Annotated in this window: 19 protein-coding genes; 8 read left to right on the top strand and 11 right to left on the bottom strand. The window is 44.7% G+C overall.

Annotated features, from left to right (window positions below; translation table 11 throughout):
• Positions 1–29 precede the first annotated feature (29 nt).
• The 5 genes from lptB to R7E51_RS17925 all read right to left on the bottom strand — a co-directional run bounded on the left by lptB (position 30) and on the right by R7E51_RS17925 (position 3,848).
• Positions 30–755: an LPS export ABC transporter ATP-binding protein gene (lptB, locus tag R7E51_RS17945; RefSeq protein ID WP_005381111.1), complete on the bottom strand. Its 726-nt coding sequence runs from the start codon at positions 753–755 to the stop codon at positions 30–32.
• A gap of 1 nt (position 756) precedes the next feature.
• On the bottom strand, positions 757–1,251 hold the full coding sequence (gene lptA, locus R7E51_RS17940; protein ID WP_005381109.1) for a lipopolysaccharide transport periplasmic protein LptA: 495 nt from the start codon (positions 1,249–1,251) through the stop codon (positions 757–759).
• A complete protein-coding gene (lptC, locus tag R7E51_RS17935) occupies positions 1,232–1,795 on the bottom strand; it encodes an LPS export ABC transporter periplasmic protein LptC (RefSeq protein ID WP_206958310.1) in 564 nt (187 codons plus the stop codon). The genes lptA and lptC overlap by 20 nt, the downstream gene beginning before the upstream one ends.
• Positions 1,796–1,881: 86 nt before the next feature.
• On the bottom strand, positions 1,882–2,853 hold the full coding sequence (gene kdsD, locus R7E51_RS17930) for an arabinose-5-phosphate isomerase KdsD (RefSeq protein WP_005381104.1): 972 nt from the start codon (positions 2,851–2,853) through the stop codon (positions 1,882–1,884).
• Positions 2,854–2,882: 29 nt separating this feature from the next.
• Positions 2,883–3,848: a calcium/sodium antiporter gene (locus R7E51_RS17925; protein WP_005381102.1), complete on the bottom strand. Its 966-nt coding sequence runs from the start codon at positions 3,846–3,848 to the stop codon at positions 2,883–2,885.
• Between the two features lie 374 nt (positions 3,849–4,222).
• Between R7E51_RS17925 and mlaF the strand changes: the two genes are divergently transcribed.
• The 8 genes from mlaF (at position 4,223) to R7E51_RS17885 (ending at position 9,664) form a co-directional block, all read left to right on the top strand.
• A complete protein-coding gene (gene mlaF / locus R7E51_RS17920; RefSeq protein WP_005388422.1) occupies positions 4,223–5,026 on the top strand; it encodes a phospholipid ABC transporter ATP-binding protein MlaF in 804 nt (267 codons plus the stop codon).
• Positions 5,016–5,807, top strand: a complete 792-nt coding sequence (gene mlaE / locus R7E51_RS17915) for a lipid asymmetry maintenance ABC transporter permease subunit MlaE (protein ID WP_005381100.1) — start codon at positions 5,016–5,018, stop codon at positions 5,805–5,807. Before mlaF ends, mlaE begins: the two co-directional genes overlap by 11 nt.
• A gap of 2 nt (positions 5,808–5,809) precedes the next feature.
• On the top strand, positions 5,810–6,298 hold the full coding sequence (gene mlaD / locus R7E51_RS17910; RefSeq protein WP_005381099.1) for an outer membrane lipid asymmetry maintenance protein MlaD: 489 nt from the start codon (positions 5,810–5,812) through the stop codon (positions 6,296–6,298).
• A gap of 2 nt (positions 6,299–6,300) precedes the next feature.
• Positions 6,301–6,939, top strand: coding sequence for a phospholipid-binding protein MlaC (mlaC, locus tag R7E51_RS17905; RefSeq protein WP_033907408.1), 639 nt, complete (start codon positions 6,301–6,303; stop codon positions 6,937–6,939).
• The gene (locus tag R7E51_RS17900; protein ID WP_206958308.1) at positions 6,939–7,259 is read left to right on the top strand and encodes an STAS domain-containing protein; all 321 of its coding nucleotides are present in this window, start codon (positions 6,939–6,941) and stop codon (positions 7,257–7,259) included. The genes mlaC and R7E51_RS17900 overlap by 1 nt, the downstream gene beginning before the upstream one ends.
• Before the next feature lie 3 nt (positions 7,260–7,262).
• Positions 7,263–7,517 (top strand): BolA family iron metabolism protein IbaG, encoded by a 255-nt coding sequence (gene ibaG / locus R7E51_RS17895; protein ID WP_005381092.1) that lies wholly within the window; start codon positions 7,263–7,265, stop codon positions 7,515–7,517.
• A gap of 9 nt (positions 7,518–7,526) precedes the next feature.
• Positions 7,527–8,783 (top strand): UDP-N-acetylglucosamine 1-carboxyvinyltransferase, encoded by a 1,257-nt coding sequence (gene murA, locus R7E51_RS17890; protein WP_005388419.1) that lies wholly within the window; start codon positions 7,527–7,529, stop codon positions 8,781–8,783.
• 155 nt (positions 8,784–8,938) lie between these two features.
• On the top strand, positions 8,939–9,664 hold the full coding sequence (locus R7E51_RS17885; protein WP_005381088.1) for a 1-acylglycerol-3-phosphate O-acyltransferase: 726 nt from the start codon (positions 8,939–8,941) through the stop codon (positions 9,662–9,664).
• A gap of 85 nt (positions 9,665–9,749) precedes the next feature.
• Here R7E51_RS17885 and R7E51_RS17880 read toward each other — a convergent pair whose 3' ends face one another.
• The 6 genes from R7E51_RS17880 to arcA all read right to left on the bottom strand — a co-directional run bounded on the left by R7E51_RS17880 (position 9,750) and on the right by arcA (position 14,339).
• The gene (locus tag R7E51_RS17880) at positions 9,750–10,139 is read right to left on the bottom strand and encodes a RidA family protein (protein ID WP_167415470.1); all 390 of its coding nucleotides are present in this window, start codon (positions 10,137–10,139) and stop codon (positions 9,750–9,752) included.
• A 130-nt stretch (positions 10,140–10,269) separates the two neighbouring features.
• Complete coding sequence (gene pyrI, locus R7E51_RS17875) at positions 10,270–10,731, bottom strand: aspartate carbamoyltransferase regulatory subunit (protein WP_005381086.1); 462 nt, start codon at positions 10,729–10,731, stop codon at positions 10,270–10,272.
• Between the two features lie 15 nt (positions 10,732–10,746).
• Positions 10,747–11,676, bottom strand: a complete 930-nt coding sequence (gene pyrB, locus R7E51_RS17870) for an aspartate carbamoyltransferase (RefSeq protein ID WP_005381085.1) — start codon at positions 11,674–11,676, stop codon at positions 10,747–10,749.
• 86 nt (positions 11,677–11,762) lie between these two features.
• Positions 11,763–11,858 (bottom strand): hypothetical protein, encoded by a 96-nt coding sequence (locus tag R7E51_RS17865; protein WP_005381084.1) that lies wholly within the window; start codon positions 11,856–11,858, stop codon positions 11,763–11,765.
• A 99-nt stretch (positions 11,859–11,957) separates the two neighbouring features.
• Positions 11,958–12,962, bottom strand: a complete 1,005-nt coding sequence (locus R7E51_RS17860) for an ornithine carbamoyltransferase (protein WP_206958306.1) — start codon at positions 12,960–12,962, stop codon at positions 11,958–11,960.
• A 156-nt stretch (positions 12,963–13,118) separates the two neighbouring features.
• On the bottom strand, positions 13,119–14,339 hold the full coding sequence (gene arcA, locus R7E51_RS17855) for an arginine deiminase (RefSeq protein WP_005381082.1): 1,221 nt from the start codon (positions 14,337–14,339) through the stop codon (positions 13,119–13,121).
• Positions 14,340–14,377 lie beyond the last annotated feature (38 nt).

Genomic DNA, 14,377 nt, shown 5'->3' with positions numbered 1-14,377 from the left:
TGCTCAGAATCTTACCGTTCCTAATATAATCATAGACGGAATTGTTCGCCGAGATAAACTTGTTTCACCTGTTCATTATTGAGAACTTCTGCCGGAGTTCCCGATGCAATTAGGTGCCCTTGGCTCACGATATAGGCTTTTTCACATACGTCCAGTGTTTCACGTACATTATGGTCAGTGATTAACACTCCGAGACCACGATCGCGCAGATGCTCAATGATTTTCTTGATGTCATTAACCGAAATTGGGTCAACACCAGCGAAAGGTTCATCCAATAAAATGAACTGAGGGTTAGCCGCTAAAGCTCGAGCGATTTCCACCCTGCGTCGTTCACCCCCTGATAGTGCCATACCAGCACTGGTTCTGATGTGCTGGATGTGGAATTCTTCCAACAAATCTTCCAGTTTATCTTGGCGCTCTTCCCTCGTCATTTCTTGACGAGTTTCAAGTACGGCCATGATGTTATCTTCTACTGAAAGCTTACGGAAAATCGACGCTTCTTGCGGAAGATAGCCAATGCCAAGGCGTGAACGGCTATGCATCGGTAAAATACTGATGTCATTGTCGTCAATGGTAATGGTGCCCTCATCACGAGGTACTAAGCCGACAATCATGTAAAACGAGGTGGTTTTACCCGCACCGTTTGGACCGAGTAGCCCAACAATCTGACCAGATTCAACTTCTAAGCTAACATCAGTGACGACTTTGCGTTTTTTGTAGCTTTTCGCCAAGTTTTTCGCACTCAGTACTGCCATATTAGTTCTCTATCTGATTGGGTTGCAAAATGGTCGTAACGCGCTCTTCCTTAGAGCTATCTGCGACTAGCTTTTGTTTACCAATTTGGTAACGAATCGAAGAACCTTTGATGGTGTTGTTGTCTTGTGCCAGCTGCGCTTGACCTTTCATGGTCAGTTCGTCTGTAGAAATACGGTAATCCAACTCCGTAGCTTGACCACTAAGTGTTTTACCATCGTCCATCAGCTGAGAAAACTTCGCAGGTTTACCAAATGCTTGAATCTGTTTAATTGCTTCGGTTTTAGGATCGCGAGTTACCACGATTCTATCAGCATCGATATTGATGCTCCCTTGCTTAAGAGATACATCGCCTTCAAAAACAACCTGGTTACTCTTCATATCAACCTGTTGGGTGTCAGAGTTTATGTAAACCGGCTGTTGAGTATCCGACTTGAGTGCCAGCGCTTGAGGCGCCGCCAATACCAGTGCCAGTAGGCTAAGGTGTAACGGTTTCATATCGACCTTGAACTTCATCTGTCAGAGTCGCAGTATGCTGTTTTAGGTTACCTTGCATTGCGCCTCCAGTAGTTTCAAATTGTGGTCCAACCAACATTACTTGTTGGTCAGCTTTAAAATCACGATTGGTTAGATTAATGACCAATTTGTCTGTTGCCATGGTATCAAAACTCGCACCAGGCAGAAGATTTTGCATTAAGACTTTGTCATATAAAGTCAAAACTTGGTCTTCATCTAACACTGCTCTTGTGGCAGTCACCTTCCATTCAATGACGCTTCCTTCATGGTAAACCATCAAAGTCGGGTTATTAAAAATAGTATCTCCACTCTTAGCATAATGGTCTAAGTTAGTGGAGCGAATGATGTAACTGCGGACACCATCTTCACCGTAGGTGATGTTTTCTAATCCAGAACCACTGAACATGGGCAGTTCAGAATCTGGTGCTACTTGAATTGCGTCGTTGCCTTTAGGGGTTAGTAGGTAATAACCGCACCACGCTACAACGAAGATCAAGAGCAAATAAATAAGGCGAGTAAAACTCATATAATGAAGGCCTATCGTTTAGCTCAGTACTTCCCTGACCATTGCCTTTATTCGTCTAATAAATGATTTAAATGTTTGTGCTGATATTACATCACGCCAGCTTTTAGTAAATCGTGCATGTTCAGTGCACCCACAATTTTTTCGTCTTTACATAAAATCAGAGCATTAATGTTTTTATTCTGCATCAAGTTCAAACCTTCAACCGCCAGCATATCAGGGTGTGCTGTGGTTGGGTTTGTCGTCATGACCTCGCCAATTGCCGTCGTATGAATATCGATACGCTTGTCTAAGGTACGACGTAAATCACCATCGGTGAATATACCAAGCATAGCATCGTGCTCATCGACGATGGCTGTCATGCCTAACCCCTTTTCTGAAATTTCAAGCAGGGCATCGCGAATTAATGCGTCAGGAGAAACTTTAGGTAACGCTTCTCCAAAGTGCATAATATCAGACAACTTAAGTAGCAGTTTTCTCCCCAGTGCACCACCTGGGTGAGATAGGGCAAAATCTTCGGCAGAAAAACCACGAGCTTGAAGCAGAGCTACGGCTAATGCATCTCCCATCACTAATGTGGCAGTCGTACTGCTAGTTGGCGCCAGGCCTAACGGACAAGCTTCTTGAGGTACCGTAATTTGCAGGTGTAAGTCAGACAGCTTGGCCATATTTGATTCTGGCTTACCTGTCATGCTGATGATCTTAATATTCAGGCGCTTTAATACTGGAAATAGAGACAGAATTTCGTTTGATTCACCAGAGTTAGAAATTGCCAGCACAATGTCACCAGGGCTAATCATACCCAAGTCACCATGTGCGGCTTCGCCTGGATGAACGAAAAACGCCGAAGTCCCAGTGCTTGCCAGAGTGGCGGCAATCTTGTTACCAATATGGCCTGACTTGCCAATACCCATAACGACAACTTTGCCGTTGTTGGAAAGGATAAGTTCACACGCTTTTTCAAATTGATCATCAAAGTAGGTATCTAGCTCTTGCAGAGCAGCAACTTCGATATCAAGAACTTGTTTAGCAGCAGCGCGAAAATCAAATTGATTGGACATATCAGATCTCTACTTATTGATCGTGGTAATTAAGCGGTCATGTTTGCGAATAAGTACACTTGGTAACCTAAGAAGCACACAAACAAGATGGCACCTTCAATACGGTTAATACTGCGTGATTTACCCAAACACATCGCGACAAGTAACAATGAAACGCCTAACATGACCCAGAAGTCACGTCCCATCGCGTACTCACTGAGCACCGATGGATTAATGATGCCAGGAATCCCCATTACCGCCAGAATGTTAAACACATTCGAACCGATAATGTTACCGACAGCCATGTCGTCTTCACCCTTTAAAACTCCCGCAAGTGATGCGGCCAGTTCAGGCAGGCTAGTGCCAATGGCGATAATAGTTAGACCGATAACAAGGTCGCTCATACCAAAGTGTTTAGCAATAATTACCGCGTTATCAACCAGCATGCTGGCTGCCAAAGGAAGCAGTATCAAGCCAATAACCACCCACATGATTGCTTTAGGGTTACTGACGCCTTCAGGGATCTCTGACTCTTGGTCATCAAGAAAAACATCACCTGATTTTTGCTCTTTGCGGCTGATTTGCAACATAGCAAATAAAAATGCCCCAAAGAGTACAAACAATAAGACACCCTCATAAAAACCGAGATGGCTATTCCAAAGCAGAATACCAGCGAGTACGGTTACGGCTATCATGAGTGGAAGCTCTCGGCGGATGACGGCGGAGCTAATCGACAAAGGCTTGATCAGCGCTGTAATACCTAGGATTAACGCAATGTTCGCTATGTTTGAGCCTAATACGTTACCCACCGCTGTATCTGTTTTACCATCCCAAGCAGCGGTTGCAGATACCATCATCTCAGGGGCAGATGAGCCCATCGCAAGGATTGTCATGCCGATGACAAGCGGGGAAATACCGACGTTGCGGGCTATCGCTGCAGAGCCAAAAACAAGTTTATCTGCACTCCAAACAAGCAAAACAAGACCGACTATAAGCAACGCAACGGCTTCGAGCATGAGAATTCCTAAGTATTAAATAAGTAAAATGAATAACCGCTAATTTTGACCTTTTGCGGCCTAAAATGGAAGATAAACGAAGAATAAATTAAAGGTTAGTAACGAAAATGTATGTAAATCTCACTCATTTAAATGAGCAATTCTGGTCTAGGATTTAAACACTTCGTGCTAATTAGGTCATAAACCATGAGAAATTGCAGGGATATAGTCGACTTTATTTAATTGAACAGTGCTTTAAATTCAACGCCAATGTGCTTATGATTGCAGCCTAATAAATGTACCGACGTTACTTTATTAAACGTAGAATTCAACTCCGATGAGTATCTGCTTGATGATTCCGTGAGTTGCAACGCTCCTACAGTAGAAGAGATGATATGTCGAACAACGATTTAGTCACCGTGAACAACCTCACTTTTTCACGGGGAGAACGCATGATCTTTGATGATATTGATCTGCATGTTCCTGAGGGCAAAGTGACGGCCATTATGGGACCATCGGGAATTGGTAAAACAACACTGCTGCGTTTGATTGGTGGTCAGTTGTATCCCGAGCAAGGAGAGATCTGGTTTGATGGCGACAATATTCCCTCTCTCTCGCGTAAAAAACTCTACCATGCTCGAAAGAAAATGAGCATGTTGTTCCAGTCAGGGGCTTTATTCACTGATTTGAATGTTTTTGATAATGTCGCCTTTCCATTGAGAGAGCATACCGATTTATCGGAAGATTTGATTCGCACCATGGTGTTACTCAAGCTCGAAGCTGTCGGTCTGCGCGGCGCGGCGCAATTAATGCCGAGTGAGCTTTCAGGTGGTATGGCAAGACGCGCTGCTTTGGCTCGTGCAATCGCACTTGATCCTGACCTGATCATGTACGATGAGCCGTTTGTGGGGCAAGACCCAATCACTATGGGCGTTTTGGTTGAGCTAATTAGCAATCTAAACCAAGCGTTAGGTTTGACCTCTATTGTGGTTTCTCACGACGTACCTGAAGTCATGAGTATTGCTGACTGGGTATACCTGATGGCCGATGGAAAAATCATCGCCTATGGTACGCCAGAAGAGCTGACTCAAAACTCTGATCCTCGTGTCCAGCAGTTCTTACAAGGTGATGCCGACGGTCCTGTACCGTTTCGTTTCCCTTCTCAAAGTATCGAAAAGGACTTATTTGATGGTCGATAACTTCATTCACTTTGTCGCCTCGCTGGGTCGACGCACGCTTTCTATTTGCGGAGCATTTGGTCGTGCGACTTTCATGTTGATTGGGGCGCTATTTTCTAAGCCACAACCGATCAGAAGCTTTCCTCTGCTTGTTAAGCAACTTTATTCTGTTGGTGTTCAGTCGCTGGCGATCATCGTCGTATCTGGTCTGTTCATTGGAATGGTTTTGAGTCTACAAGGCTATGTTGTGTTGGTGGATTACGGCGCAGAAGGCAGTTTGGGGCAAATGGTAGCGCTTTCGTTACTCCGTGAATTAGGACCCGTTGTTACTGCACTTTTGTTTGCTGGTCGTGCCGGTTCTGCGTTAACCGCAGAGATAGGTCTAATGAAAGCAACGGAACAACTGTCTAGCCTTGAAATGATGGCGGTAGACCCATTGAAACGAGTGATTGCACCACGGTTTTGGGCTGGGGTTATCTCAATGCCTTTACTGGCTATGATTTTCATGGCTGTGGGAATTTGGGGCGCTCAGCTTGTTGGTGTTGACTGGAAAGGCGTTGATCACGGCAGTTTTTGGTCAGCGATGCAGTCCTCTGTTGAGCTAGGGCAAGACATTGGTAACAGTATGATCAAATGTTTTGCGTTTGCAATTACGGTTACTTGGGTCGCTCTATTTAACGGTTATGATGCTATTCCAACATCGGAAGGGATCAGCCGAGCAACTACGCGCACTGTTGTGCATTCTTCTTTAGCAGTACTAGGATTAGACTTTGTACTGACCGCATTGATGTTTGGGAATTAATCATGCAACAAACACGTAAAACTGAATTATGGGTTGGCAGCTTTGTATTAGCGGGAATTTGCGCGATTCTTGTGATGATTTTTCAAGTTGCTGACGTAAAAAGCATTGGCTCTGGTGATACTTATACCCTCAAAGCCGAGTTCGATAATATTGGCAGTTTAAAAGTTCGTTCTCCCGTAAAAGTGGGGGGCGTTGTGATTGGTCGAGTAAGTAGTATTTCGCTTAACCCAGACAACTTATTGCCAGTTGTAACACTATCTATCAATAGCAAATACAATCAGTTCCCAGAAACGTCGAGCGTACAAATTTTGACATCTGGCCTGATTGGTGAGCAATACATTGGTTTAGTACCTGGCTTCGTTTTTGATGATGAAGTCATGCTGGTGGATGGTGATACCATCGAAGACACCAAATCGGCGCTTGTGCTTGAAGACTTAATTGGTCAAGTACTCTACAGCGTAGGTGGTTCAGACGACTCAAGTAAGGAATAACTATGTTAGCGAGATTACTACTTTCAGTTTGTGCTGTGTTTAGCGTCTTTGGAACAACAGCAGCAGAGGTGGATAAAACTGAACCTTATAAGATGATGAAGCAGGTAGCTGAAGTCACGTTCGAAAGATTGAAAGCCGAACAGCCGAAAATCAAACAAGATCCAAATTTACTTAAAGTGATCGTTGAAGAAGAGCTAATGCCTTACGTCAACTACCGCTATGCAGGGTTAAAACTTCTTGGTCCAAACTTAAAAGGTGCTAAGCGTGAAGATGTACTTGAGTTTATCGATGCATTTCGTGCTTACCTGATTGCGTCTTATGCACAAGTGTTGACGCAATACTCTGACCAAAAAATTGAGTTTGGTCCTGAGCCTAGCATTGATGACTCTAAGCGTATTACAAGCATTAAAGTTGATATCATCGATACTCCGCGTCCAAACATCAAACTTGAGTTTAAACTGCGTAAAGACAACCAGTCTGGTGAGTGGGAAGCATTCGATATGATTGCAGAGGGCATTAGTTTGCTTTCTAGTAAACAATCCGAATGGAACAGTAAAATTCGTCAAGAAGGCATTCTATCTGTTGCTAAAGACCTAGAAAAATTGGCCGCAGAACCGATCCGCTTCGAGGCGAAGAAATAATGGCCCAGACTCCCGCTCAGTGGCAATTGGATCAAAGCATTCTTAAGCTAACAGGGGCACTTGATAGAGATACAGTGCCTTCATTGTGGGCGTATGCACAGCAATGGCAACCTGCTCAATCGGAGCTGGAATGCTCGCTAAAAGAGATAGAGCGAGTCGACTCTGCAGGAATGGTGATGTTAATCCACTTATTAGAGCATGCAAAAAAGCAAAACTGTCATATAATGCTCAGTTTCGTGCCGGCGCAACTGCGCACTTTGTTTCAACTGAGCAATGTTGAATCTTTAGTGGCCAAACACATACAGAATTATCAGGGGTAAATTGTGGATAGCGCAAAAGTACAACAGTTATTAGAAGAAGCACTAAACCTTCAAGAAGTGCATGTGAAAGGTGAAGGTAGCCACTATGAAGTGGTTGCTGTTGATGCTTGTTTCGATGGAATGAGCCGCGTTAAGAAGCAGCAGCTAATTTATGCTCCTCTGATGGAATACATCCAGCGTAACGACATTCACGCATTATCAATCAAAGCGTTCACACCAGAAGAGTGGGCTCGTGATAAGAAATTGATGTCGCTTTAAGGTTTATTGATGGAAAAGTTTCGAGTTATTGGGTCAGATAAACCACTAGTTGGTGAAGTGACCATTTCAGGTGCAAAAAACGCAGCACTGCCGATTTTATTTGCGTCTATCTTGGCGGAAGAGCCAGTAGAAGTGGCAAACGTACCACACCTTCGTGATATCGACACAACGATGGAATTGCTTAAGCGTTTAGGCGCGAAAGTAAGCCGCAATGGCTCTGTTCATGTTGATCCAAGCAGTATTACAGAATACTGCGCGCCTTATGATTTGGTGAAAACCATGCGTGCTTCTATTTGGGCTTTAGGTCCTTTGGTGGCGCGCTTTGGTCAAGGTCAGGTTTCTTTACCAGGCGGTTGTGCCATCGGTGCCCGTCCTGTGGATCTGCATATTTCTGGTTTAGAGCAGCTTGGCGCAACCATTACATTAGAAGATGGTTATGTGAAAGCAGAAGTGGATGGTCGTCTAAAAGGCGCGCACATCGTGATGGATAAAGTCAGCGTAGGCGCGACGATCACCATCATGTGTGCCGCAGCGCTGGCGGAAGGCACAACAACACTAGATAACGCTGCGCGTGAGCCTGAAATCGTCGATACCGCTGATTTCCTAAATAAGCTTGGCGCAAAAATCTCTGGCGCTGGCACAGATACCATTACGATTGAAGGTGTTGAGCGCCTAGGCGGTTGTAAACACAACGTGGTTGCTGACCGTATTGAGACGGGAACATTCCTTGTCGCAGCAGCAGTATCTGGCGGTAAAGTGGTATGTCGCAACACTAATGCTCATTTGCTTGAAGCGGTTCTCGCCAAGCTGGAAGAAGCTGGCGCGCTTGTCGAAACGGGTGAAGATTGGATCTCCGTTGATATGACCGACCGCGAGCTAAAAGCGGTAAGTGTACGTACTGCGCCACATCCTGGTTTCCCGACGGATATGCAAGCTCAATTTACGCTTCTGAACATGATGGCGAAAGGTGGCGGCGTGATCACAGAGACTATCTTTGAAAACCGCTTTATGCACGTACCAGAACTCATGCGTATGGGCGCTAAAGCTGAGATCGAAGGCAATACGGTTATCTGTGGTGATGTTGAGTCACTCAGCGGTGCGCAAGTGATGGCAACCGATCTACGAGCTTCGGCTAGTTTGGTTATTGCAGGTTGCATTGCTAAAGGCGAAACCGTCGTTGATCGTATTTACCATATCGACCGTGGTTACGACAAAATCGAAAATAAACTGGCTGCACTTGGCGCAAATATTGAGCGAGTGAGCTAGGCAAGTTAAACTGCACCGCAGGTAACTTGGATATCAAGAGAGCCGAAACCTGAGTTTCGGCTTTTTTATATCACTCTCATGACCATATTTTCCCTTTATGGAAAGAGAGATATTAATAGCTGTATCTGGCAAAAGCCGGTTCCTGGAGAACAAGAATGATTGCACTGTTACGTGTATTTGCTGTCGCTATCTTTGCGATTGTTATGTTTATTGGTGGTTGTGGTTACTGCCTATTAAGCCCTAGAAACCCTAAGCACGTTTTCACTTTTGGCCGTTTGTTTGCCAAGATGTCTCGTGTGTTTGGGATTAAGTTAGAGTTGCGTATCCCTGAAGATGCGTATTCACGCGGCCAACATGTTTACATTGCTAACCACCAGAACAACTGGGACATGTTTACTGTTTCTGCGGCTGTGACTCCGAAAGTTGTGACAGTAGGTAAAAAGAGCTTGGCTTGGATGCCACTGTTTGGTCAGCTTTACTGGCTTACGGGTAACATTCTGATTGACCGAGCGAATCGCTCTAAAGCAAAAGGTACTATCGATCAGGTCGTGAGCAGCATGAAAGAAAGTGATGTTTCGGTGTGGATGTTCCCAGAAGGCACGCGTTCTCGTGGGCGTGGTTTGCTGCCATTCAAAACAGGTGCTTTTCATGCGGCAATTGGAGCAGGTGTGCCAATCATTCCTATCGTATGTAGCTCGACGAATAAAATTAAGCTGAACCGTTGGAACAATGGCCATGTGATTGTTGAAATGCTACCTCCAATCAGCACTGAAGGCTATGGTAAAGAGGGCATTCGCGAGTTAGCGAATATCTGTCGTGAACAGATGAAAGAGAAGCTTGAATCGTTAGATGAAGAAGTCAAACAGCGTAATGCTGCTTAAGTTTTACTGCGATATCATCACGAAAAGACAATAAAAAACGGGTAGCCTGAGCTACCCGTTTTTTTATGTTTGTCAGCAAGTACAATTATTTGCGAACTGCAATTGCTTCAATCTCGATGCCAACATCTTTTGGTAGGCGAGCCACTTCTACACAAGAGCGTGCAGGGTAGTTTGCTACGCCGTGCTCATCAAAGAACTTGCCGTAAACTTCGTTCACTGTGCCAAAGTCATTTAGGTCTTTAACAAAAACCGTTAGCTTTACAATATCAGATACTTTAAGACTTGAAGATTCAACTACAGCCTTTACGTTTTCTAGAGACTGACGAGCTTGTTCTGCGATATCAGCAGACACTTCACCTGTCGCTGGGTTTACTGGGATTTGGCCTGAAGTAAGAACCATGTTACCTAGATCTACGCCTTGAACGTAAGGACCGATTGCTGCTGGTGCAGACTCAGTGTGAAGTACTTTCGTCATTTGATTTTTTCCATCAGTTGTAGGGAATAAAGATTCTCAGTTTGCCTCTAAACCCTCGGTAGGTAAAGAGCAAAATACCCTGACATTGCAGGGTATTTTAAACGTATCACAGCCTAGTCGTGCGGCGTGTTTATCGCTCGGTTACGATCTCGCGTGAGAACACTTTCTCGCAGTATTTACACTTTAGGCGGATTTCTTGTTTCTTCTCGAACACGCTAAAGCTGCTTTCTACTGGTTCATTATGAGAAATACAGTTTGAATTCGGGCATTCAAATACATCATTGATGCGCTCAGGAAGCTCTAACGCGAGCTTTTTCACCACTTCATAATTCTCGATTTGATTCACGGTCGCGTGAGGAGCATACAACGCTAGCTTGCTCGCTTGCTCTTCATTGATAAACACATTTTCGATTTTGAGTAGATCTTTATGACCGAGTGCTGATGATGGCAAGTTCAGTCCAATCGTTACGCGTTGTGATGAATTGTGCATATCGAACAGTCTTAATACTTTGATGCCGATTTGCGCAGGGATGTGGTCGATGACCGTACCATTTTTGATTGCTTCTACCTGCAATTGAGTTTCTTTAGCCATGATTTTTCCCCTCGATTACAGTGTTTCGTTTAGAACAAGCGCCAGCAGTGCTTGGCGAGCATACACGCCATTTTGAGCTTGCTGGAAGAAGTAAGCATGAGGCGTTTTATCAACATCAGTTGTGATTTCATCCACACGTGGTAGTGGGTGCAGTACTTTCAAGTTCTCACGCGCGCCTTCTAGTAGTGCCGCCGTTAGGATGTAAGCCGACTTAATATGTGCGTATTCCGATTCGTCAAAGCGTTCTTTCTGTACGCGAGTCATGTACAGAATATCCAGTTCAGGAATCACACTTTCCATGTCTGTGTGTAGGCTATATTGAATGCCAGCTTCGTCTAGTTCTTCGCAGATGTAATCTGGCATTGCCAGCGCATCTGGTGCAACAAAGAAGAAGCGGATGTTGTTAAACTTTGCTAAGGCTTGAGTCAGTGAGTGCACTGTGCGGCCATATTTTAGGTCACCTACGAATGCGACGTTCAGGTTGTCTAGACGCCCTTGTGTTTCCGCGATGGTGTATAGGTCGAGTAGCGTTTGAGTTGGGTGTTGGTTTGCACCGTCGCCCGCGTTGATCACTGGCACGCCATTTGAAAATTCAGAGGCCAAGCGAGCGGCGCCTTCTTGTGGATGACGCATCACAAAGGCATCGACGTAAGAAGAGATGACTTGTACTGAATCTGCGAGTGTTTCGCCTTTTTTCGCCAGAGAGGTATTACCATCATTATCAAAGCCAATCACGTCACCACCAATGCGCTGAATCGCTGTTTCAAACGATAAACGTGTACGTGTTGATGGTTCAAAGAAACAACTTGCAACGACTTTGTTTTTAATCAGTTCTGGTCGAGGTGCTTTTTTAAGGCTACCTGCTGTTTCTACGATAAGTTCCAGTTCTTCGCGTGAAAGCTCTGGAATAGAGATGATGTGCTTCTGGTAAAGCGAGTTCGCCATGATCTTCTTCCCTATAACATTGATGACTACATCCAAATAACCGAAAGGAATTTTGGACATAAAAAAACCTCCCCAATGGGGAGGTTTTAAAATTCAATAGAATTAACGAAAATAACACCACGTAAGCGTAGTCGCTTAGCGAGAGCAAATCGCGTTTTTACGTCAGCAATCAGCGTGGTCATTTCTTAATCCTCAGACAAATTGCCGAGCATTATACGCTTAACTTTCGTGAGCGCAAGCGATTACATCATGGTTTTTATCGGCTGTTTTTGCGCACTGGTTTAGCTTCCTAGCGTCGCAACCATCACGGCTTTGATGGTATGCATACGGTTTTCAGCTTCGTCGAATACGATGGAGTATTCCGATTCAAATACCTCTTCTGTTACTTCAAGGCCTTTCATACCGTATTTTTCAGCGACTTCTTTGCCGACGGTGGTTTCATCATTGTGGAAAGCTGGAAGGCAGTGCATGAATTTCACATGTGGATTACCCGTTTGCTTAATCACGTCCATATTGATTTGATAAGGTGTCATTAACGCTACACGTTCATCCCATGCCTCGGCAGACTCACCCATAGACACCCAAACGTCGGTGTATAGGAAGTCACAACCTTTCACACCTTCCTCAACGCTTTCTGTTAACGTGATTTTTGCTCCGGTTTGTTGCGCGATAGTTTGACAAGTTGACACGAGCTGTTCTTCAGGCCAGAACGCTTTTGGCGCGACAAGGCGAATATCCATGCCCATTTTCGCTGCGCCCACCATAAGTGAGTTACCCATGTTGTTGCGTGCATCACCTAGGTAAGCGAAGGTTATTTCATGTAGCTGTTTACCACGGCCGTGCTCTTGCATGGTCAGGAAGTCAGCAAGGATCTGGGTTGGGTGGAACTCATCCGTTAAACCATTCCACACTGGAACACCAGCATAAGTACCAAGCTCTTCAACAATGGATTGGCCAAAGCCTCGGTATTCAATCCCGTCGTACATACGACCAAGAACACGAGCGGTGTCTTTCATCGATTCCTTATGACCGATCTGCGAGCCAGAAGGGCCGATGTAAGAGACTTGAGCACCTTGGTCAAAGGCAGCGACTTCAAACGCACATCGGGTACGAGTCGAAGATTTCTCAAAGATTAGTGCGATGTTTTTACCTTGAAGTGTCTTCTGCTCTGTTCCTGCATATTTAGCTTTTTTCAGCTCTGCAGACAGTTCGAGCAAAAACTGGATTTCTTTGGTTGAGAAGTCCAATAGCTTCAAAAAGTTGCGGTTACGTAAATTGAAAGCCATAGCTCGTCCCTTAGTACATGTGATTAGATTAATAGAATTCATTAAAACATATAAATGTTTTTATTGTGAATAATTATTTTTAAATAAAGTAAAAAAAGGTTGATGTATTCACATCAACCTTAGTTTTGATTCACCTAATGTAAAGGGACGAGTAAGTTATATATCGTCTCGTTCTATTGGACAGCTCATACAGCGAGCGCCACCGCGACCACGACCAAGCTCGTTACCAGGTACTGTCAGTACTTTGATGCCAGCTTTATCGTATTTTTCGTTGGTGTATACGTTGCGTTCGTAACCAATTACTACGCCCGGTTTTACAGTTAGAACGTTATTGGCATCATTCCATTGTTCGCGTTCCGCTTCATAGCTGTCGCCACCAGTGGTGATGATTTTCAGCTGATCTAAGCCAAGAGCGGACTCAATCGCGTGCAGATAGTTATGTGAGGCTTCAACATGCATTTCACCGTTGCCTTTTGGTGTTAAGCGCCATGTGTCGAGATCTTTGCGCATGATCTCTGGGTAGACAGAGAAAGTATCTACATCCATATGGGTCATCACAGTGTCTAAATGCATACATGAGCGGTGTTTAGGCAGATCAATTGCAATCACCTCGGTAGCTTGGCCTGCTTTAAATAGGCTCGCTGCAAGGTTCTCTACACCTTGCGCAGTCGTACGCTCAGACATACCGATAAGAACTGCACCTTTACCAATAACCAACACATCACCGCCTTCGACATTCGCATTATCATAATGCAGATCATCGTCACCGAAGTATTTGATAAAATCTTGGCCAGCAAAAATTGGGTGCCAACGATAAATCGCACGTAGGTGGTTTGTTTCACGTTGACGTGCAGGCATCATCATCGGGTTAAGAGAAACGCCGCCATAAACCCAACACGAGGTATCACGAGTGAAGAGGTGATTAGGCAGTGGCTCAATAACAAAGTCGAGAGGACGCTTCATTTTTGGCAGCATAGAAGATGAGGAGATCGGTAGCTCTGAGTAAGCTAAGCCACCTAAAAAGATGCAGGCAAGATGTTCATCATCCATTTCTGAAAAGTATTGGCGTAGGTCTCGCGCAAATGTTGGCCCGTAGCGAAAGTCAGAAATCTGAGTGTTCAGCAGCCATTGTTTTGCTTCTGGAACGGCGAGGGTTTCGACCAGTAAATCGTGGAGGAGAAGCACTTCAACGTCTTGCTCGCGCAGCGTACGTGCGAATGCATCGTGCTCTTCACCTGCCGCTTCTACAGCAAGAACGTCATCAAATAGCAACTCATGACAGTTTGACGGAGTTAAGTGGGTTAGGGCGCGTTCAGGGCGATTTAATAGAACTCGTCGAAGTTGACCAACTTCTGATCCAACGTACAGCTTGCTCATTTTGTATCCTTACAAATTTTCCAGCCATTAGTTATGAC

This window comes from Vibrio sp. Vb1166 (assembly GCF_033338695.1).
Lineage (GTDB): Bacteria > Pseudomonadota > Gammaproteobacteria > Enterobacterales > Vibrionaceae > Vibrio > Vibrio alginolyticus.
Note: the sequence above shows the minus strand (reverse complement) of the source record. Positions and strands in the feature narration are given on the sequence as shown.

Excerpts from the sequence above, each read along its gene's own strand:
- arcA (WP_005381082.1), bottom strand. The coding sequence starts at position 14,339 with ATGAGCAAGCTGTACGTTGGATCAGAAGTTGGTCAACTTCGACGAGTT.
- R7E51_RS17880 (WP_167415470.1), bottom strand. The coding sequence starts at position 10,139 with ATGACGAAAGTACTTCACACTGAGTCTGCACCAGCAGCAATCGGTCCT.
- mlaE (WP_005381100.1), top strand. The coding sequence starts at position 5,016 with ATGGTCGATAACTTCATTCACTTTGTCGCCTCGCTGGGTCGACGCACG.
- R7E51_RS17885 (WP_005381088.1), top strand. The coding sequence starts at position 8,939 with ATGATTGCACTGTTACGTGTATTTGCTGTCGCTATCTTTGCGATTGTT.
- kdsD (WP_005381104.1), bottom strand. The coding sequence starts at position 2,853 with ATGTCCAATCAATTTGATTTTCGCGCTGCTGCTAAACAAGTTCTTGAT.
- R7E51_RS17900 (WP_206958308.1), top strand. The coding sequence starts at position 6,939 with ATGGCCCAGACTCCCGCTCAGTGGCAATTGGATCAAAGCATTCTTAAG.
- murA (WP_005388419.1), top strand. The coding sequence starts at position 7,527 with ATGGAAAAGTTTCGAGTTATTGGGTCAGATAAACCACTAGTTGGTGAA.
- mlaD (WP_005381099.1), top strand. The coding sequence starts at position 5,810 with ATGCAACAAACACGTAAAACTGAATTATGGGTTGGCAGCTTTGTATTA.
- R7E51_RS17865 (WP_005381084.1), bottom strand. The coding sequence starts at position 11,858 with ATGACCACGCTGATTGCTGACGTAAAAACGCGATTTGCTCTCGCTAAG.
- R7E51_RS17860 (WP_206958306.1), bottom strand. The coding sequence starts at position 12,962 with ATGGCTTTCAATTTACGTAACCGCAACTTTTTGAAGCTATTGGACTTC.
- pyrB (WP_005381085.1), bottom strand. The coding sequence starts at position 11,676 with ATGGCGAACTCGCTTTACCAGAAGCACATCATCTCTATTCCAGAGCTT.
- lptB (WP_005381111.1), bottom strand. The coding sequence starts at position 755 with ATGGCAGTACTGAGTGCGAAAAACTTGGCGAAAAGCTACAAAAAACGC.
- mlaF (WP_005388422.1), top strand. The coding sequence starts at position 4,223 with ATGTCGAACAACGATTTAGTCACCGTGAACAACCTCACTTTTTCACGG.
- R7E51_RS17925 (WP_005381102.1), bottom strand. The coding sequence starts at position 3,848 with ATGCTCGAAGCCGTTGCGTTGCTTATAGTCGGTCTTGTTTTGCTTGTT.
- lptC (WP_206958310.1), bottom strand. The coding sequence starts at position 1,795 with ATGAGTTTTACTCGCCTTATTTATTTGCTCTTGATCTTCGTTGTAGCG.
- mlaC (WP_033907408.1), top strand. The coding sequence starts at position 6,301 with ATGTTAGCGAGATTACTACTTTCAGTTTGTGCTGTGTTTAGCGTCTTT.
- pyrI (WP_005381086.1), bottom strand. The coding sequence starts at position 10,731 with ATGGCTAAAGAAACTCAATTGCAGGTAGAAGCAATCAAAAATGGTACG.
- lptA (WP_005381109.1), bottom strand. The coding sequence starts at position 1,251 with ATGAAACCGTTACACCTTAGCCTACTGGCACTGGTATTGGCGGCGCCT.